The sequence below is a fragment of the Pseudomonas sp. JQ36 genome, assembly GCF_053851495.1.
In genome coordinates this window covers 1,191,455-1,210,756 of record NZ_CM132642.1, presented here as the reverse complement: position 1 = coordinate 1,210,756, position 19,302 = coordinate 1,191,455, and the positions used below count along the sequence as shown (strand labels likewise).

19 protein-coding genes are annotated in these 19,302 nt (G+C 60.7%); 12 read left to right on the top strand and 7 right to left on the bottom strand.

The window, feature by feature from the left end:
* Positions 1–4: 4 nt before the first annotated feature.
* The 4 genes from ACS4NR_RS05470 (at position 5) to ACS4NR_RS05455 (ending at position 3,818) form a co-directional block, all read left to right on the top strand.
* The gene (locus ACS4NR_RS05470) at positions 5–898 is read left to right on the top strand and encodes an SMP-30/gluconolactonase/LRE family protein (RefSeq protein WP_456019309.1); all 894 of its coding nucleotides are present in this window, start codon (positions 5–7) and stop codon (positions 896–898) included.
* 64 nt (positions 899–962) lie between these two features.
* On the top strand, positions 963–1,934 hold the full coding sequence (locus ACS4NR_RS05465; RefSeq protein WP_123588209.1) for a TRAP transporter substrate-binding protein: 972 nt from the start codon (positions 963–965) through the stop codon (positions 1,932–1,934).
* A gap of 76 nt (positions 1,935–2,010) precedes the next feature.
* Positions 2,011–2,538 carry a TRAP transporter small permease gene (locus tag ACS4NR_RS05460; RefSeq protein WP_047601543.1) on the top strand — a complete coding sequence of 176 codons (528 nt, stop codon included), beginning with the start codon at positions 2,011–2,013 and terminating at the stop codon, positions 2,536–2,538.
* A complete protein-coding gene (locus tag ACS4NR_RS05455) occupies positions 2,538–3,818 on the top strand; it encodes a TRAP transporter large permease (RefSeq protein WP_027613212.1) in 1,281 nt (426 codons plus the stop codon). The genes ACS4NR_RS05460 and ACS4NR_RS05455 overlap by 1 nt, the downstream gene beginning before the upstream one ends.
* 102 nt (positions 3,819–3,920) lie before the next feature.
* On the opposite strand, the gene ACS4NR_RS05450 is transcribed toward ACS4NR_RS05455, so the two are convergent.
* From ACS4NR_RS05450 to ACS4NR_RS05440, 3 genes are all read right to left on the bottom strand, one after another.
* On the bottom strand, positions 3,921–4,721 hold the full coding sequence (locus ACS4NR_RS05450) for a sulfite exporter TauE/SafE family protein (RefSeq protein ID WP_456019308.1): 801 nt from the start codon (positions 4,719–4,721) through the stop codon (positions 3,921–3,923).
* Positions 4,722–4,730: 9 nt separating this feature from the next.
* Entirely contained in the window at positions 4,731–5,975 is a 1,245-nt protein-coding gene (locus tag ACS4NR_RS05445) for an FAD-dependent oxidoreductase (RefSeq protein WP_456019306.1), read from the bottom strand.
* A gap of 166 nt (positions 5,976–6,141) precedes the next feature.
* Positions 6,142–6,483 (bottom strand): ArsR/SmtB family transcription factor, encoded by a 342-nt coding sequence (locus ACS4NR_RS05440; protein ID WP_007965280.1) that lies wholly within the window; start codon positions 6,481–6,483, stop codon positions 6,142–6,144.
* Positions 6,484–6,574: 91 nt separating this feature from the next.
* On the opposite strand from ACS4NR_RS05440, the gene ACS4NR_RS05435 reads away from it, so the two are divergent.
* Positions 6,575–7,438 carry an MBL fold metallo-hydrolase gene (locus ACS4NR_RS05435; RefSeq protein ID WP_456019305.1) on the top strand — a complete coding sequence of 288 codons (864 nt, stop codon included), beginning with the start codon at positions 6,575–6,577 and terminating at the stop codon, positions 7,436–7,438.
* A 93-nt stretch (positions 7,439–7,531) separates the two neighbouring features.
* Here the strand turns inward: ACS4NR_RS05435 and bkdR are convergent, their stop codons facing one another.
* On the bottom strand, positions 7,532–8,020 hold the full coding sequence (gene bkdR / locus ACS4NR_RS05430) for a Bkd operon transcriptional regulator BkdR (RefSeq protein ID WP_007965286.1): 489 nt from the start codon (positions 8,018–8,020) through the stop codon (positions 7,532–7,534).
* A gap of 185 nt (positions 8,021–8,205) precedes the next feature.
* Between bkdR and ACS4NR_RS05425 the strand changes: the two genes are divergently transcribed.
* The 5 genes from ACS4NR_RS05425 to ACS4NR_RS05405 all read left to right on the top strand — a co-directional run bounded on the left by ACS4NR_RS05425 (position 8,206) and on the right by ACS4NR_RS05405 (position 14,453).
* A complete protein-coding gene (locus ACS4NR_RS05425; protein ID WP_003224001.1) occupies positions 8,206–9,441 on the top strand; it encodes a 3-methyl-2-oxobutanoate dehydrogenase (2-methylpropanoyl-transferring) subunit alpha in 1,236 nt (411 codons plus the stop codon).
* A gap of 1 nt (position 9,442) precedes the next feature.
* Positions 9,443–10,501, top strand: coding sequence for an alpha-ketoacid dehydrogenase subunit beta (locus tag ACS4NR_RS05420; protein WP_456019304.1), 1,059 nt, complete (start codon positions 9,443–9,445; stop codon positions 10,499–10,501).
* Entirely contained in the window at positions 10,502–11,782 is a 1,281-nt protein-coding gene (locus ACS4NR_RS05415) for a dihydrolipoamide acetyltransferase family protein (protein ID WP_456019303.1), read from the top strand. It begins immediately after the preceding gene.
* 7 nt (positions 11,783–11,789) lie between these two features.
* Entirely contained in the window at positions 11,790–13,163 is a 1,374-nt protein-coding gene (lpdA, locus tag ACS4NR_RS05410) for a dihydrolipoyl dehydrogenase (RefSeq protein ID WP_456019302.1), read from the top strand.
* A gap of 270 nt (positions 13,164–13,433) precedes the next feature.
* Entirely contained in the window at positions 13,434–14,453 is a 1,020-nt protein-coding gene (locus ACS4NR_RS05405) for a branched-chain amino acid aminotransferase (protein ID WP_027613221.1), read from the top strand.
* A 159-nt stretch (positions 14,454–14,612) separates the two neighbouring features.
* Here ACS4NR_RS05405 and ACS4NR_RS05400 read toward each other — a convergent pair whose 3' ends face one another.
* The 3 genes from ACS4NR_RS05400 to ACS4NR_RS05390 all read right to left on the bottom strand — a co-directional run bounded on the left by ACS4NR_RS05400 (position 14,613) and on the right by ACS4NR_RS05390 (position 17,557).
* Positions 14,613–15,434, bottom strand: coding sequence for a TIGR03915 family putative DNA repair protein (locus ACS4NR_RS05400; RefSeq protein WP_456019301.1), 822 nt, complete (start codon positions 15,432–15,434; stop codon positions 14,613–14,615).
* Positions 15,431–16,651 carry a putative DNA modification/repair radical SAM protein gene (locus ACS4NR_RS05395; RefSeq protein ID WP_456019300.1) on the bottom strand — a complete coding sequence of 407 codons (1,221 nt, stop codon included), beginning with the start codon at positions 16,649–16,651 and terminating at the stop codon, positions 15,431–15,433. The genes ACS4NR_RS05400 and ACS4NR_RS05395 overlap by 4 nt, the downstream gene beginning before the upstream one ends.
* 150 nt (positions 16,652–16,801) lie before the next feature.
* A complete protein-coding gene (locus ACS4NR_RS05390; RefSeq protein WP_456019299.1) occupies positions 16,802–17,557 on the bottom strand; it encodes an ArsR/SmtB family transcription factor in 756 nt (251 codons plus the stop codon).
* Between the two features lie 78 nt (positions 17,558–17,635).
* Here ACS4NR_RS05390 and ACS4NR_RS05385 point away from each other — a divergent pair, with 78 nt between their 5' ends.
* Together ACS4NR_RS05385 and ACS4NR_RS05380 are read left to right on the top strand one after the other, a co-directional pair.
* Entirely contained in the window at positions 17,636–18,739 is a 1,104-nt protein-coding gene (locus ACS4NR_RS05385; protein ID WP_456019298.1) for a cytochrome P450, read from the top strand.
* A gap of 237 nt (positions 18,740–18,976) precedes the next feature.
* The gene (locus ACS4NR_RS05380) at positions 18,977–19,300 is read left to right on the top strand and encodes a type II toxin-antitoxin system RelE/ParE family toxin (RefSeq protein ID WP_027613227.1); all 324 of its coding nucleotides are present in this window, start codon (positions 18,977–18,979) and stop codon (positions 19,298–19,300) included.
* Positions 19,301–19,302 lie beyond the last annotated feature (2 nt).

The window sequence follows — 19,302 nt, the reverse complement described above, 5'->3', positions numbered from 1 at the left end:
GAGTATGCAAGCCGAATTGATCGTCGATGCTCGCAACGCCGTGGGCGAAAGCCCGGTCTGGGTGCCGCAGGAAAACGCGCTGTATTGGGTCGATATTCCCAACGGCGGACTGCAACGCTGGAACGCTGACACCGGCCATGTGCATGCCTGGAAAACCCCGCAAATGCTCGCTTGTATCGCCCGTCGCAGCGGTGGCGGCTGGGTTGCCGGCATGGAGAGCGGCTTTTTTCATCTGCACCCGCACAGCGAAGGCAGCCTCGACAGCGAATTGCTCGCCACCGTCGAGCACAGCCGAGCAGACATGCGCCTCAACGATGGTCGCTGCGACCGCCAGGGCCGTTTCTGGGCTGGCAGCATGGTGCTGAACATGGGCCTGAACGCGTCCGAAGGCCGGCTCTACCGCTACGGCGTCGGGCAGTCTGGTGTGATCGAAGCGCAGCTCGACGGTTTCATCGTGCCCAACGGCCTCGGCTTCAGCCCTGACGGCAAGACGATGTACCTGTCGGATTCACATCCGGATGTGCAATTGATCTGGGCCTTCGATTACGACACCGAGACCGGCACACCGTCGAACCGGCGGATCTTCGTTGACATGAACCACTTCCCCGGCCGACCGGATGGCGCTGCCGTGGATGCCGAAGGCTGCTACTGGATCTGCGCCAACGACGCCGGCCTGATTCACCGTTTTACCCCGGACGGCCGCCTCGATTTCTCGCTGCAAGTGCCGGTGAAGAAACCGACGATGTGTGCCTTCGGCGGCAGCCGCCTGGACACCCTCTTCGTGACCTCGATTCGTCCCGGCGACGACCACGATCCGCAATCCCTGGCCGGCGGCGTGTTCGCCCTCAACCCCGGGGTCAAAGGCCTGAAAGAACCGCTGTTCGACGATTCCCTGTAACACCCGCCTCTGCTGCACCGCTGCGCCTTGAACACAAAAATAACAAGACTGGAGACTCACCCCCATGAACTTCAAACGCACCTTGCTGGCCGCTGCACTCCCGCTGATGTTTACCTTCACAGGCGCCGCCCAGGCCTTGCAACTCAAATTCGCTGACATCCATCCCGCCGGTTATCCCACCGTGGTGGCCGAAGAAAACATGGGCAAGACCCTGACCAGGGAAACCAACGGCGAGCTGACCTTCCAATACTTTCCCGGCGGTGTGCTGGGCTCGGAAAAGGAAGTCATCGAGCAGATGCAAGTCGGCGCGGTACAGCTGTCTCGCGTCAGCCTGGGTATCGTCGGCCCGGTAGTGCCGGATGTGAACGTGTTCAACATGCCGTTCATCTTCCGCGACCATCAACACATGCGTAACGTCATCGACGGCGCGGTGGGCGACGAGATCCTCGACAAAATCACCAACTCCGAATTCGGCCTCGTGGCTCTGGCCTGGATGGACGGCGGCACACGCAACGTCTACACCAAGAAGCCGGTACGCAAGCTCGAAGACCTCAAAGGCATGAAGATTCGTGTGCAGGGCAACCCGATGTTCATCGACATGATGAACGCCATGGGCGGAAACGGTATCGCCATGGACACCGGGGAGATCTTCAGCGCCTTGCAGACCGGCGTGATCGACGGCGCGGAAAACAACCCGCCGACCCTGCTCGAACACAACCACTTCCAGAACGCCAAGTTCTACAGCCTGACCGGTCACCTGATCCTGCCAGAGCCGATTGTGATGTCGAAAATCACCTGGGAAAAACTCACCCCGGATCAACAGGCGCTGGTCAAGACCGCCGCCAAGGCTGCCCAGGCTGAAGAGCGCGTGCTGTGGGACAAGAAGTCCGCTGCCAGCGAAGAAAAACTCAAGGCCGCTGGCGTCGAGTTCATCCAGGTCGACAAAAAACCCTTCTACGACGCCACCGCACCGGTGCGGGAAAAGTACGGCGCGAAGTACGCCGACCTGATCAAAAAAATCGAAGCCGTTCAGTAACGCCTCCCGCTCCGTCCTCATTAACCAGGCCCGGCGCACCTGATGACACAGGCGCGCCCGGTTACGGTGGAACCCGATGAAGAATCTACTGCTGCGTATCAACGACAAGATCTACATGACGTGCATCTGGGTCGCCGGCCTTTCCGTCCTGGCGATTTCCCTGATGATTCCCTGGGGCGTGTTCGCCCGCTACGTGCTGGGCACCGGTTCGAGCTGGCCCGAGCCCACGGCGATCCTGCTGATGATGGTGTTCACCTTCATCGGTGCCGCCGCCAGTTACCGCGCCGGTGCGCACATGGCCGTGGCCATGCTCACCGACCGCATGCCACCGCACGTGAGATCCGCGGCGGCGATTTTTTCCCAACTGCTCATGGCGGCGATCTGCATTTTCATGACGATCTGGGGCGCCAAGTTGTGCATGTCCACCTGGAACCAGTTCATGGCAGCCCTGCCCGATCTGCGGGTTGGCGTGACCTATCTGCCGATTCCCGTGGGCGGCTTGCTGACGCTGGTTTTCGTTCTGGAAAAACTCTTGCTCGGTGACCAGAGCAAACGGCGGGTCGTGCAGTTCGATCTGGTTGAAGAAAGTGAAGGTGGCGCTTAATGGACGCTCTGATTCTGCTGGGCAGTTTTATCCTGTTGATCCTGATCGGCATGCCGGTCGCCTATGCGCTGGGCGCCGCCGCGCTGATCGGTGCATGGTGGATCGACATCCCGTTCCAGGCGGTGATGATCCAGGTCGCGTCGGGGGTGAACAAATTCTCGCTGCTTGCCATTCCGTTCTTCGTCCTGGCCGGTGCGATCATGGCCGAGGGCGGCATGTCCCGGCGTTTGGTGGCGTGTGCCGGGGTGCTGGTGGGCTTCGTGCGCGGTGGCCTGTCGCTGGTCAACATCGTCGCCTCGACTTTCTTCGGCGCGATCTCCGGTTCCTCGGTGGCCGACACCGCGTCGGTGGGTTCGGTGCTGATTCCGGAAATGGAACGCAAAGGCTATCCACGGGACTTCTCCACCGCGGTGACCGTCAGCGGCTCGGTGCAAGCCCTGCTCACTCCGCCAAGCCATAACTCGGTGCTCTACTCCCTGGCCGCCGGTGGTACGGTTTCGATTGCCTCGCTGTTCATGGCGGGCATCGTGCCGGGGTTGCTGATGAGCGCCTGCCTGATGGTGCTGTGTCTGATCTTCGCGAAAAAACGCGATTACCCCAAGGGTGAAGTCATCCCGATGCGCCAGGCGTTGAAAATCGTCGGCGAAGCCCTCTGGGGCCTGATGGCGATGGTGATCATCCTCGGCGGTATCCTATCGGGGATTTTCACCGCCACGGAATCGGCGGCCATCGCCGTGTTGTGGTCGTTCTTCGTGACCATGTTCATCTACCGCGACTATAAGTGGCGTGAACTGCCGAAGCTGATGCATCGCACGGTACGCACCATTTCCATTGTGATGATCCTGATCGGCTTCGCCGCAAGCTTCGGCTACATCATGACCCTGATGCAGATTCCGGCGAAAATCACCACGCTGTTCCTGACCCTGTCGGACAACCGCTACGTGATCCTGATGTGCATCAACGTCATGCTGCTGTTGCTCGGCACGGTGATGGACATGGCGCCGCTGATCCTGATTCTGACGCCGATCCTGATGCCGGTGATTCTCGGCATCGGTGTCGACCCGGTGCAGTTCGGCATGATCATGCTGGTCAACCTCGGGATCGGGCTGATAACACCGCCGGTGGGCGCGGTGCTGTTTGTCGGTTCGGCGGTGGGCAAGGTCAGTATCGAGAGCACCGTGAAAGCGCTGCTGCCGTTCTATGCGGTGCTGTTCCTGGTGTTGATGCTGGTGACTTACATCCCCGCCATTTCCCTGTGGCTACCGCACTTGGTGTTGTAACAGCCTGAAAGATCGCAGCCTCGTTTCACTCGACAGCTCCTACATGGGAATGCGATTCCTGTAGGAGCTGCCGAAGGCTGCGATCTTTTGATCTGCCAACATTCAGGCACGCAACAACATATACCCCGCCACCACCAGACACACGCTGGCAAACCCCACCTGCAACGTCCGCGCCGGCACCCGGGCGCAGAGTTTGCGGCCGATGATCATGCCGACGGTGCTGGCCACGATAAACGCCGCGCCCTGAGCATCAATCCGCACACCTGCATGAAACGAGCCGATCACGCCAATCGCCGAAATCAGGCTGATCACCATCAGCGACGTCGCGACGATCCCGCGCATTTGCACATCGGTCAGTTGTTTGAACGCCGGCACGATCAGGAAACCACCGCCAACGCCGAGCAAGCCCGAAACCACACCGGTCACCGCACCCAATGCCGCCAGGGTCGCGGTGCATTTGGCGGTCCAGTCGAAACGCCCGGTCTGCTCGTTGAGCATGCAGTTTTTCTGCCCCCAGCTCGCGTGGCCGTGGTCGCTCGGCCCCTCTTGCGCACGCTCACGGCGCAGCATGCGCCAGGCCACCATGACCATCAGCAGACTGAAGAGGATCATCAGGATCTTCTCCGGCAACTGGTGCGCAAAATAGATGCCCAGCGGCGAAAACAGCGCACCGAGCGCGGCAATCAGCAGCGCCGCGCGATAACGCACCAGACCATGACGCAAACCGTCGATCGCCCCGACTGCCGCCGCACTACCGACGGCGAACAACGCCACGGGCGCGGCCTGGGTCATGCTCCAGCCGAGGCCCAGCACCAGCGCCGGCACCGCGAGAATCCCGCCGCCCGCCCCGGTCAGCCCGAGAATCAGCCCCATCAACACGCCAAACAGACTTGCCAGCAACATAGGGAGTTCTCAGTCGACTTTGGACAAACCGGTCAGCCATTCACGGCCCTTGAGCATGCCGTTCCAGTAGAACCACGGCAGCAGCGTCGCCTTGAGAAACCACGCCGAGCGGCGCGGCACGGTCGCATCGAGGGCGAAAGTCGGCAGCAACTTTCCGCCGTAACCAAACTCGGCGAGGATCACCTTGCCCTTCTCCACCGTCAGCGGGCACGAACCGTAACCGTCGTACTTCAGTGGCAGCGGTTGTTGTTTGCGCAGGGCCAAGAGGTTTTCGGCGACTACGACGACCTGCTTGCGCACAGCGGCAGCGGTTTTCGCATTGCTGGTACCGCAGATATCACCGAGGCCGAACACTTCCGGGTAACGCGGATGTTGCAGGCTGTGCGGATTGACTTCGCACCAGCCAGCAGCGTCGGCCAGCGGGCTCTGGGCGATGAAATCCGGCGAGACCTGCGGCGGCACCACATGCAGCAGATCGAAAGTTTTCGCCTGTGTGGTGAGGTTGCCGTCAGCATCCTTGATCTCGAACCAGGCGGTTTTCGCCGGGCCGTCGACTTTGACCAGGTTGGAGTTGAACGCCAGTTGCGCGTTGTACTTTTCGATGTACTTCATCAGCGGCGGGACGAAGGTCGCGACGCCGAACAACGCGGCGCCGGCCAGGTTGAATTCAACCTCGACCTTGTTCAGGACGCCGGTTTTACGCCAGTGATCGCACGACAGGTATAACGCCTTCTGCGGCGCGCCGGCGCATTTGATCGGCATCGCCGGCTGGGTGAACAACGCCTTGCCGCCACGCAGTTTCTGCACTTGATCCCAGGTGTACTGCGAGTGCTGATAGCTGTAGTTGGAGGTCACGCCGTGCTGGCCGAGGCTTTCCTGCAGGCCTTCGATCTTCTCCCAGGCCAGACGCAGGCCGGGGCAGACGATCAGGTTCTGGTAAGTGACGGTGCGCTGATCGTTGAGGGTCAACTGGCGCTGATCGGGATCGATGCCAGTCACCGCCGCCTGAATCCAGGTGGCCTGACGCGGCATCACTTTGCTCATCGGGCGGACGGTGTCTTTGATGTCGTAGGCGCCACCGCCAACCAGCGTCCACGCCGGTTGGTAGTAGTGCTGGGCGCTTGGCTCGATCACGGTGACTTTTAGAGTGGGATCACGCTTGAGCAGACTGGCGACGAAGCCGATGCCGGCGGTGCCGCCGCCGATGACCACGATATCGGCACTGATGGATGGGCCCCAGTGTTGATCGTTCATTGCTTGTTCCTTATTGCTGCATGCAAGGATTTCTTGGCCATCCCACAAATCCATTGTAGGAGTGAGCCTGCTCGCGATAGCGGTATGTCAGTCTATGAAGATGTTGGCTGATACACCGCTATCGCGAGCAGGCTCACTCCTACAGGGATTGTGTGGTGGCTGACATTTATTGATGGCCTAGACTTTTCAGCACCGCCCCGCAATACAGCCCGGACAGCGTCTTCATCACCTGAATCACTTCAGGGCTGGCCAGACCGTAAAAGATGTATTTGCCTTCGCGGCGCGTCGCCACCAGGCCTTCATCGCGCAGGATGCCCAGTTGCTGGGAGAGGGTCGGTTGGCGCACGCCGGTCATTTTTTCCAGTTCGCCGACATTGCGCTCGCCTTGAGTCAGCTGGCACAGGATCAACAGACGATCCTCATTGGCCAACGCCTTGAGCAGCGCGCAGGCCTTGGAGGCGGACGCCCGCAACTGGGCGACTTCACATTCGGTCAGACTGGATTGCATTTGCACGATGCCTTCAACGTCACTTAAGCTGCGAACATTATGTTTTTAGATAAAGTGTTGCAACCCATTTCCCTGGTTCAGGTTGGTGTCCATGCCCGCGCAGATTGAAGCTTTCCTTGACCCCGCCTCCTCGACCTACAGCTACGTGGTCTATGAAGCCGATGGCGGGCAGTGTGCAATCGTCGATCCGGTCCTCGATTACGACGGCGCTGCCGGTCGCACCGGTACCGTGCAGGCCGACAAGCTCATCGCCTTCGTCCGTGAACACCGTTTGCAGGTGCAATGGCTACTGGAAACCCATGCCCACGCCGATCACCTGTCCGCCGCGCCGTACCTGCGCCGCGAACTGGGCGGCAAGATCGCCATCGGCCAGTCGATCAGCAAGGTGCAGAACGTGTTCAAGGCGCTGTTCAACCTGGAACCGGAATTCTGCGTCGATGGCTCGCAGTTCGATCACCTGTTCGCACCGAACGAGTCATTCATGATAGGCAACCTCAAAGCCACCGCCCTGCACGTGCCCGGCCACACCCCGGCGGACATGGCCTACCTGATCGATGGCGAACAGATTCTGGTCGGCGACACGCTGTTCATGCCCGACGTCGGCACCGCCCGCTGCGACTTCCCCGGTGGCAACGCGCATCAACTGTTCAACTCGATCCACAAACTGCTGGCCTTCCCCGCCAGCGTGAAACTCTACGTCTGCCACGACTACCCGCCCGAAGGCCGCGAGTCGCAGTGCCAAACCACCGTCGGTGAGCAGCGCAAAAGCAATATTCATGTGCATGACGGGATTGATGAAGCGGCGTTTGTCGCGATGCGCACCAAACGCGATGCCGGGCTGGGCATGCCGACGCTGTTGCTGCCGGCGATTCAGGTGAATGTGCGGGCGGGGAATTTTCCGGCGGCCGAGGACAATGGTGTGGTTTACCTGAAGGTGCCGATCAATAAGCTCTAAAAGCAAAAGATCGCAGCCTGCGGCAGCTCCTACAGAAACACGGTTTATGCGTGCTCTGTGTAGGAGCTGCCGAAGGCTGCGATCTTTTGATCTTCAAGTCCCGAGGGTCAAACCATTCGCCGGCAACGGCAACGCCGTCTTGTACCGCACCTGCTTCAGCGCAAAACTCGAGCGGATATTCGCCACCCCCGGCACCTTGGTCAGAAAGTCCATCATGAACCGCTCCAGCGCCTGAATCGTCGGCACCAGCACCCGGATCAGATAGTCCGGGTCGCCGGCCATCAGGTAGCACTCCATCACCTCGGGGCGGTCGGAAATTGCCTCTTCGAAATGCTGCAAAGCCTCCTCGACCTGTTTCTCCAGGCTGACGTGAATGAACACGTTCACGTGCAGGCCCAACAGGTCGGCATCCAGCAGCGTCACCTGCTCGCGAATCAGGCCTAATTCCTCCATCGCCTTGACCCGGTTGAAACACGGCGTCGGCGACAGATTCACCGAGCGCGCGAGGTCGGCGTTGGTGATGCGCGCATTCTCCTGAAGGCTGTTGAGAATGCCGATGTCGGTACGGTCCAGTTTGCGCATGAGACAAAACCACCTGTTTTTTATGTTTATGCAGAATTTCTATCTGCAAATCGTCTCCAGCGCAACGAAACAGAGAGAAATATTCTTCTGGCCCGGGCCTATGATTGTTGTAGGACAAGATTTCTTTCACCCAAGAATGATTGCCAGCTCACTACAAGAAATTCACAAGATCGAGCGTAGAAGCCATGACCCAAGCGTATGAACCGCTGCGTCTGCACGTCCCTGAACCCTCGGGCCGCCCAGGCTGCAAAACCGACTTTTCCTACCTGCATCTGACCGATGCCGGCACGGTGCGCAAACCTTCCATCGACGTCGAACCTGCCGACACCGCCGACTTGGCGCGTGGGCTGATCCGGGTGCTCGACGATCAGGGCAACGCCCTCGGCCCCTGGGCTGAAAACGTGCCGGTCGAGATCCTGCGCAAGGGCATGCGCGCCATGCTCAAGACGCGGATCTACGACAACCGCATGGTGGTCGCCCAGCGTCAGAAAAAAATGTCGTTCTATATGCAAAGCCTTGGCGAAGAAGCCATCGGCAGTGCGCAGGCCCTGGCCTTGAACATCGACGACATGTGCTTCCCGACCTACCGCCAGCAAAGCATTCTGATGGCCCGCGAAGTGCCGCTGGTCGACCTGATCTGCCAGTTGCTGTCCAACGAGCGCGATCCGCTCAAGGGCCGGCAGTTGCCGATCATGTACTCGGTCAAGGACGCCGGTTTCTTCACCATCTCCGGCAACCTCGCCACCCAATTCATTCAGGCCGTCGGCTGGGGCATGGCCTCGGCGATCAAGGGCGACACGAAAATCGCCTCGGCCTGGATCGGTGACGGCGCGACCGCCGAATCGGACTTCCACACCGCCCTCACCTTCGCTCATGTTTACCGTGCGCCGGTGATCCTCAACGTGGTCAACAACCAATGGGCGATCTCGACCTTCCAGGCCATCGCCGGCGGTGAAGCCACCACTTTCGCCGGACGCGGCGTCGGTTGCGGCATCGCCTCGCTGCGGGTCGATGGCAACGATTTCTACGCGGTCTACGCCGCTTCCGCCTGGGCTGCCGAACGTGCCCGGCGCAACCTCGGCCCGACCATGATCGAATGGGTCACCTACCGCGCCGGCCCGCACTCGACCTCCGACGATCCGTCGAAATACCGTCCTGCCGATGACTGGAGCCACTTCCCGCTGGGTGACCCGATTGCCCGCCTGAAGCAGCACCTGATCAAGGTCGGCCACTGGTCGGAAGAAGAGCACGCCGCCGTCAGCGCCGAGCTCGAAGCCGAAGTGATTGCCGCGCAGAAACAGGCCGAACAGTACGGCACCCTCGCCGGCGGGCAGATTCCAAGCGCCGCGACCATGTTCGAAGACGTCTACAAAGAGATGCCGGAGCACTTGAAGCGCCAGCGTCAGCAGTTGGGGATCTGACATGAACGATCACAACAACAATATTCAGTTGGAAACCGCCATGACCACGACCACCATGACCATGATCCAGGCCCTGCGCTCGGCCATGGATGTGATGCTTGAGCGTGACGACAATGTGGTGGTGTTCGGGCAGGACGTCGGCTACTTCGGCGGCGTGTTCCGTTGCACCGAAGGCCTGCAGACCAAGTACGGCACCTCGCGGGTATTCGACGCGCCGATCTCCGAAAGCGGCATCGTCGGCGTGGCGGTGGGCATGGGCGCCTACGGTTTGCGCCCGGTGGCCGAGATCCAGTTCGCCGACTATGTCTACCCGGCTTCCGACCAGATCATTTCCGAAGCGGCGCGCCTGCGGTATCGCTCGGCCGGCGAGTTCACCGCGCCGATGACCCTGCGCATGCCCTGCGGCGGCGGGATCTACGGCGGTCAGACCCACAGCCAGAGCATCGAGGCGATGTTCACCCAGGTCTGCGGCCTGCGCACCGTGATGCCCTCCAACCCGTACGATGCCAAAGGCCTGCTGATCGCCTCCATCGAAAACGATGACCCGGTGATCTTCCTTGAGCCGAAACGCCTGTACAACGGCCCGTTCGACGGCCACCACGACCGTCCGATAACTCCGTGGTCGAAACACCCGCAAGCCCAGGTGCCGGACGGTTACTACACCGTGCCGCTGGACGTCGCCGCGATCACTCGTCCGGGCAAGGACGTGACCGTGCTGACCTACGGCACCACCGTGTACGTCTCGCAAGTTGCTGCTGAAGAAAGTGGCGTTGACGCCGAAGTCATCGACCTGCGCAGTTTGTGGCCGCTGGATCTGGAAACCATCGTCAAGTCGGTGAAGAAAACCGGTCGCTGCGTGGTGGTGCACGAAGCTACCCGTACCTGCGGTTTCGGCGCCGAGCTGGTGTCGCTGGTGCAAGAGCACTGCTTCCATCACCTGGAAGCGCCGATCGAACGCGTCACCGGTTGGGACACCCCCTACCCGCACGCGCAAGAGTGGGCGTATTTCCCAGGGCCGTCCCGAGTGGGCGCGGCGTTGAAACGGGTCATGGAGGTCTGAATGGGCACGCACGTTATCAAGATGCCGGACATCGGCGAAGGCATCGCAGAAGTAGAACTGTCGCAGTGGCACGTCAAGGTCGGTGACCTGGTCGTCGAAGACCAGGTGCTGGCCGATGTCATGACCGACAAGGCCATGGTCGATATTCCGTCGCCGGTCCACGGCAAGGTGATTGCGCTCGGCGGTCAGCCGGGTGAAGTGATGGCGGTCGGCAGTGTGCTGATCAGCATTGAAGTTGAAGGCGCCGGGAACCTGAAAGAGTCCGCCGCGCCAGCACCGGTTGCTGCGCAAGAGCCGCCTGCTGCGCCGAAAGTTGAAGCCGCAGTCGAGAGCAAACCTGCCGCCGCTGCTGCACCGCGTTCCGCACCGGTTTGCCAAGGCCCGATGGTTGCCCGCGAGGCTGATGAACGTCCGCTGGCTTCGCCGGCCGTGCGCAAACATGCGCTGGATCTGGGCATTCAATTGCGTCTGGTACGCGGCACCGGCCCCGCCGGTCGCGTGCTGCACGAAGACCTCGACGCCTATCTGGCGCAAGGTCAATCGAACGCTTCGGCACCGGCAGCCGCCGCTTACGCCCAGCGCAACGATGAAGAACAGATTCAAGTGATCGGCATGCGCCGCAAGATTGCCCAGCGCATGCAGGACGCCACCCAGCGTGCCGCACACTTCAGCTACGTCGAGGAAATCGACGTCACTGCGATTGAAGAACTGCGCGCGCATCTGAATGAAAAACACGGTGCCAGCCGGGGCAAGTTGACCTTGCTGCCGTTCCTCGTCCGCGCACTGGTCGTGGCCCTGCGCGACTTCCCGCAGATGAACGCCCGTTACGATGACGAAGCCCAGGTCATCACCCGCCTCGGCGCGGTGCATGTCGGCGTCGCCACCCAAAGCGATGTGGGCCTGATGGTGCCGGTGGTGCGTCACGCCGAGGCGCGCAGCCTGTGGGACAGCGCCGCGGAAATCTCGCGTCTGGCCAACGCCGCGCGCAATGGCAAGGCCAGCCGCGATGAACTGTCCGGCTCGACCATCACCCTGACCAGCCTCGGTGCGTTGGGCGGCATCGTCAGCACGCCGGTGCTGAACCTGCCGGAAGTGGCAATCGTCGGCGTGAACAAAATCGTCGAACGGCCAATGGTCGTCAAAGGCCAGGTGGTGATCCGCAAGATGATGAACCTCTCCAGCTCCTTCGATCACCGCGTGGTCGACGGCATGGACGCGGCGCTCTTCATCCAGGCCATTCGTGGCTTGATCGAACAACCTGCCACTTTGTTTGTGGAGTAAGGCTCGCATGCAATCTCTGAACACTACGCTGCTGATCATCGGCGGCGGCCCCGGCGGTTATGTCACGGCGATCCGCGCCGGGCAACTGGGCATTTCGACCATTCTGGTCGAAGGCCAATCGCTCGGTGGCACTTGCCTGAATATCGGCTGCATTCCGTCCAAAGCGTTGATTCATGTGGCTGAGCAGTTTCACCAGACACAACATCACAGTCAGCATTCTGCGCTGGGTATCAGCGTCTCGGCGCCAACCCTCGACATCAGCAAAAGCGTCGAGTGGAAGGACGGCATCGTCGATCGCCTGACCACCGGCGTCGCCGCGCTGCTGAAAAAGCACAAGGTTCAGGTCATCCATGGTTGGGCCAAAGTCATCGACGGCAAAACCGTGGAAGTCGGCGATACGCGCATCCAGTGCGAACATCTGGTGCTGGCCACCGGTTCGACCAGCGTCAACCTGCCGATCCTGCCGATCGGCGGGCCGATCATTTCCTCCACCGAAGCGCTGGCGCCGAAGTCCGTGCCGAAACGCATGGTGGTGGTGGGCGGCGGTTATATCGGTCTGGAACTGGGCATTGCTTACCGCAAGCTCGGCGCCGAGGTCAGTGTGGTCGAGGCGCAGGATCGTATCCTGCCAGCCTACGATGCCGAGTTGACCCAGCCGGTGCACGAAGCGCTGAAGCAACTGGGCGTGAAGCTCTATCTCAAGCACAGTGTGCTGGGTTTCGATGGCACGTTGCAGGTGCGTGACCCGAACGGCGACACCCTCAATCTGGAAACCGATCAGGTGCTGGTGGCGGTCGGTCGCAAGCCGAATACGCAGGGCTGGAACCTCGAAGCACTGAATCTGGACATGAACGGCTCGGCGATCAAGATCGACAGCCGCTGCCAGACCAGCATGCGCAACGTCTACGCCATCGGCGACCTGAGCGGCGAACCGATGCTCGCGCACCGCGCCATGGCTCAAGGCGAAATGGTCGCTGAACTGATCAGCGGCAAATCCCGCGAATTCAACCCGACCGCCATCGCCGCCGTGTGCTTCACCGACCCGGAACTGGTGGTGGTCGGCCAGACCCCGGACGAGGCCAAGGCTGCCGGGCTGGACTGCATCGTTTCCAGCTTCCCGTTCGCCGCCAACGGCCGGGCGATGACCCTGGAATCGAAAAGCGGCTTCGTGCGCGTGGTCGCACGTCGTGACAATCATGTGATTGTCGGCTGGCAGGCGGTGGGTGTCGGGGTTTCCGAGTTGTCGACCGCGTTTGCGCAAAGCCTGGAAATGGGTGCGCGTCTGGAAGACATCGGCGGCACCATTCATGCGCATCCGACCTTGGGTGAAGCGGTGCAGGAAGCGGCGTTGCGTGCTTTGGGGCATGCGTTGCATCTGTGATGGACGGTGGCAGTGATGGCCTCTTCGCGAGCAAGCCCGCTCCCACAGGGAAATGCATTCCAAAATGTGGGAGCGGCTTCTTCAGGAAAATGCATTCCCCCTGTGGGAGCGGGCTTGCTCGCGAATTCTTGAGGCCGACTCGATTTATCTGCCTGTCATCCGATAGTCCGGGCTGCGAAACCGCGCAAGAATGAAGTATTGTTGTGCCCATCCAAAAAAACGTCAGAAGCCTTGAACCGTTTCGACGGTTGTTCAGTGATAGAGGGTGTCATGGGTAACGAGAGCATCAATTGGGACAAGCTGGGTTTTGACTACATCAAGACCGACAAACGCTATCTGTCGTACTTTCGCAATGGCGAGTGGGACAAAGGCACCCTGACCGAAGACAACGTGCTGCACATCAGCGAAGGCTCGACTGCTCTTCACTATGGCCAGCAGTGCTTCGAAGGCCTGAAGGCTTATCGTTGCAAGGACGGCTCGATCAACCTGTTCCGTCCCGACCAGAACGCCGCTCGCATGCAACGCAGCTGCGCCCGCCTGCTGATGCCGCACGTGTCGACCGAGCAGTTCATTGAAGCGTGCAAGGAAGTGGTTCGCGCCAACGAGCGCTTCATCCCGCCATACGGCACCGGCGGCGCGCTGTACCTGCGTCCGTTCGTGATCGGCGTGGGTGACAACATCGGCGTGCGTACCGCGCCGGAGTTCATCTTCTCGGTATTCGCGATTCCGGTCGGCGCCTACTTCAAGGGCGGCCTGACTCCGCACAATTTCCAGATCTCCAGCTTCGACCGCGCCGCCCCACAGGGCACCGGTGCGGCCAAGGTCGGTGGCAACTACGCCGCCAGCCTGATGCCGGGCTCCCAGGCCAAGAAAGCGCACTTCGCTGACGCCATCTACCTGGATCCGCTGACTCACAAGAAGATTGAGGAAGTCGGTTCGGCCAACTTCTTCGGTATCACCCACGACAACAAGTTCATCACCCCGAACTCGCCGTCGGTCCTGCCAGGCATCACCCGTCTGTCGCTGATCGAACTGGCGAAAACCCGTCTGGGTCTGGAAGTGATTGAAGGCGACGTGCTGATCGACAAGCTGTCGGACTTCAAGGAGGCCGGCGCCTGCGGTACTGCGGCGGTGATCACCCCGATCGGCGGAATCAGCTACAACGACCACCTGCATGTGTTCCACAGCGAAACCGAAGTCGGCCCGGTCACCCAGAAGCTCTACAAAGAGCTGACCGGCGTGCAGACCGGCGACATCGAAGCGCCAGCGGGCTGGATCGTCAAGGTTTGATCTGACGGCTGCTGATGCACAAAAGCCCCCATCGAGTGATCGATGGGGGCTTTTTATTGGAAGCAAGATCAAAAGATCGCAGCCTGCGGCAGCTCCTACACAGATCTCCTGTAGGAGCTGCCGCAGGCTCGGGCCGCGTTCGGACGATCTTTTGATTTTCTATTTCAGCGCAATCCGCTTACCGCCTCGCGCGGCTATCCCGCTGGCCTGACCATTCTGCTGCTTGCCCATCCGCGCCTGAGTTATCAATCCGGGGATCAACTCGCCCTCCGGCAGATTCTTCCAGAAACGCACCGGCAAGTGCCCTTGCATGACCTTCTCGTTCAATCGCGCCGGGTTGAAGATGTGGCTGTAGTACGTCAGCCACAACTCGCCGTGCGGGTCATCGACGTTCTGCGCCAGTTGCTGCCACTCCATCGGGCACTGGCGCTGATGAATCAACTGTTCGCCATCGTAATAAACCCCGTCACGTGGGGTGGCGATCAACCAGCGGTGGCGGCCCATGCGCCCGATGAAATGCTCGCTGGCACTGTGCAGGATGTCGTGGGCCGGTTCGTGCCACGCGACGTATTGTGGGCCTGGCTGATCTTGCGGGCGTTCGATGAAACGCACGAACGCATGCAAATGGTGGGCTTCGCGCTGCACCTGCTTGATCCGCCGCTGCAACTCGCTGCCGAGTTTGTCGCCGGCCATCATCGCCGTGCGGTCGCCGTGACTGACGCGCCACAGCACTTCGTAGAGCAGACTCCAGCGCTGGTCGCCGCGGTAGCGTGCGGCTTGCCCCAGGGTGTCGAGCAGTGCGCGGGGGATGCGTGCCTGAAACGGCCCCTGCCCCTCGGGTACCGAGACGTCACTGGCAAACAGATCGCTCACCCCTTCCGACGCCCAACTCACCAGACTGGGGTCGACTTCATGACTGAGCAGCCAGCGCGCCTGCTGGCGCCAAGTGTCGAACAGGTCGTCGCAATCGAGATTGATCATCCCCACAACCCCATCTGCTGCGGTTGCGGCCGGTCGCGCAGTTGCTGGTAAAGCATTTGGCTGGTGACTTCGGCCTGTTGCGGGTGGTAGTCGCTGGTGATGATGAACGGCTTGGCCTTGGCCAGCACACAACGCATGCGCGCCACGTCTTCGTAGCGGATGCGCCGTTGCTGGCGCAATTGCACCAGACGCTCGGTGGTGCGCAGGCCGATGCCCGGAATGCGCGCGATCAGCGACGGCTCGGCGCGGTTCAGATCCAGCGGAAACACCTCGCGATTCTGCAGCGCCCAAGCCAGTTTCGGATCGATATCCAGCGCCAGATTACCCGGGCCCTTGAGCAACTCATCGGCGCTGTAGCCGTAGCTGCGCAAGAGAAAATCGGCTTGATACAAACGATGTTCGCGCATCAGCGGTGGTGCGGCCAATGGCACGCTTTTCGGGCTATCGGGAATCGGGCTGAAGGCCGAATAGTAGACGCGCCGCAAGCGGTAGTTGCCATACAGCGACTGAGCGCTGTGCAAAATCGTGCTGTCGTCGGTGTCATCGGCGCCGACGATCATTTGCGTACTTTGCCCGGCCGGGGCGAACTTCGCCGAACGCGGTTCGTTGAGCACCGTTTGCACGCCGGTGTAGATGGTGCTCATCGCTTGCTTGATCGAACCGATCTGCTTCTCCGGCGCCAGGGTTTGCAGGCTGGCGTCGGTGGGCAGTTCGATATTGACGCTGAGGCGATCGGCGTAGCGCCCGGCCTCCTCGATCAATGCCGGATCGGCCTCGGGAATGGTCTTGAGGTGAATGTAGCCGCGAAACTCGTGCTGCTCGCGCAACAGCTTCGCCACGCGCACCAGTTGTTCCATGGTGTAGTCCGCCGAGCGGATGATCCCCGAACTGAGAAACAGCCCGCTGACGCAGTTGCGCCGGTAAAAATCCAGGGTCAGCGTGACCACTTCCTCGGGGGTGAAACGTGCACGCGGCACATCGCTGGAGCGGCGGTTGACGCAGTACTGGCAGTCGTAGAGACAGAAATTGGTCAGGAGGATTTTCAGCAGCGACACGCAACGGCCGTCCGGCGTATAGCTATGGCAGATCCCCATGCCATCGGTCGAGCCCAACCCGCTCTTGCCCTCGGAGCTGCGCTTGGGCGCACCGCTGCTGGCGCAGGAGGCGTCGTACTTGGCGGCGTCGGCGAGAATGCTGAGCTTGTCGATGATTTGCATGGCGCGGGCTCTTTACTGTGTGGATATACAGTATAGGTCCGAGCACGGTGTTACAAGGTGCAAGAAGCGCACCTCGTCGGGCAGAAGCTCAAGATCAAAGGATCGCAGCCTGCGGCAGCTCCTACATTAATTCGCAATAGTCGACATTTTTCAGATGTGCACACTCCCTGTAGGAGCTGCCGCAGGCTGCGATCTTTTGATCTTCGCGTCTAAAGGCAACTCAAGACCAAACCGCATACCCATTTCCTTTCGCCCCGCCACGGTCAGCGCCAACGCCCGACTATCAAGATCCTGCGTCACCCACTTGCGTTTCAGCGCCATCTGCAACAACACCGCGCCCAACGATCCGCCCAAATGCGGCCGACGCATGCTCCAGTCCAGGCACGGGCAGGCGAACTTGCGACGCAAGTTACTCAAATCCTGCACCTCAATCCCCAAGCCTTCGAACAGCGCCTCGCCACTTTCGCTCAAGCGATAAACCCGCTCGTCGGTTTCCACCAGCCACCCCGCCTCGAGCAAACGGTCGTGGAGCAACACCGCGAGCGTCCCGGCCATGTGGTCGTAGCAAGTGCGGGCGAATTGCAGGCGATCCGGGGTGTGCGGCTTGAAGCTCGGTGCGGCGTTCTGGCCGATCACCATCAATGCTTCCAGCGCCTGCGCCACCCGTTGATCGGCGAGGCTGTAATAACGATGGCGGCCCTGCACATGCAGGCGCACCAGTGCCAGATCCTTGAGCTTGGCCAGGTGTGCACTGGCGGTGGAGGCGCTGACTTCCGCCACGGCCGCCAATTCAGTGCTGGTGCGGGCGTGGCCGTCCATCAGCGAGCAGAGGATTTTCGTGCGTGCCGGTTCGGCGATGGCGGCCGCCACCTGCGATACGCCGACGTCTAGATGTTCTGCGTGCATATTTCGCTCCCCGACGAATCGTCGTCGCTGCGAACTGAAGATACTCGCATCACTTTCCCGACGACAAGGCTGTGAAACATGGACCCGATCATCGCTGCGACGCATGCCGATCCCTACCCCTACTACGCCCAACTGCGCGCCGAGGGCGGACTGACCTTCGATCATGGATTGAAACTGTGGGTCGCCAGCAGCGCCCGAACGGTGAGCGCAGTGCTGACGCACGCCGATTGTCGGGTGCGACCGCCGCAGGAACCGGTGCCCAAGACGATTGCCTCGGGGCTGGCTGGCAAGGTGTTCGGGCAGTTGATGCGGATGAACGATGGCGAACGTCAACGCTGTCCGCGTGCGGCAATCGAGCCGTCACTGCAGTTGATAGATGACGAGCAAGTACGCGCACTAGTGGCCGCGCGTCTGATTACAGCGGACGCCGACGGCTTATATAAGGCGATGTTTCGCGGCCCGGTGTGCGTGGTCGCGGCGCTGCTCGGCTTCACCCCGGCGCAAGGCCGGGCGATCAGTGAGCTGACCGCGGATTTCGTCGCCTGCCTGTCGCCGCTGAGCAATGACCTGCAACTGGCGGCGGCGCATGCGGCAGCGGAGCAATTGCGCGGATACTTCATCGAGTTGCTGGCCGAACCGCCTAGCGATTTGCTCAAGGCCGTCGGGCAGCGATTTGATGGCGATGAGGAAACCCTGATTGCCAACCTGATCGGTCTCTGTTCGCAGACGTTCGAGGCCAGTGCGGGACTGATCGGCAATGCACTGATCGCGCTGCGACGTCAGCCTGAGTTGCATGACGCCTCTGTGGAAGCACTGTTGACCGAGGTTCAGCGCCTTGATCCGCCGGTGCAGAACACCCGGCGTTTTGTCGCACAGACTTGCGAGATCGATGGCGTGCGGCTCGAGGCTGGCGAGGTGATTCTGGTGCTGCTGGCCTCGGCCAACCGCGATCCCTTGTTAAATGAGGAGCCTGAGCGATTTTTGCTGGATCGTCCTGACAGGCGCAGTTTCAGCTTTGGCAGCGGCCGGCATCAGTGTCCGGGACAACCGCTGGCGCTGAGCATTGCCGCTGCGACTGTCAGAGAAATCCTCGATCAGGGTGTGAATCTGCAACAGCTGACGTGGCATTACCGCCCATCGCTCAATGGGCGGATCCCGCTGTTCAGCGCGGCACAGCCTTAGGCGCTGTGGCTCAGCGCTTGGGGTTCAGGCTCATGATGTGCGTGCCCTACTCTAATCCCCTGTGGGAGCAAACTGGCGATGTCGATACCGAATATCAGATAAGGAAAATCAAGCTTGATTTATATCGGTTTCGATATAGCCTGCTGATAGGTGACTTCTGCCATTCTTTGCAACACACCGCCGCAACGCGTTTTCGTCGGAGCCATTACGCTTCTCCTTTCAACAAAGGAGAAGTCGATGCCAAGACACAAGGATGTGGTGTTTGTCGCAAGTGCACTCAAGGATCTGAGAGCTTTTCCTTTGGATGCTCGCAGAGCTGCGGGATTTCAATTGGATCTGTTGCAACAGGGCGACGAGCCTTTTGATTGGCGCCCCATGAAAACCGTAGGACGGGGTGTCAATGAAATCAGAATCACCGAAGACTCAGGAGCGTTTCGAGTGTTTTACGTGGTCAATCGGCCTGACGCGATTTATGTGCTGCACGCCATGCAAAAGACCACTCGCAAAACTGAAACGCGAGACATCGAACTGGCACGCGCCAGATACCAGGAAATAGGTTAAGC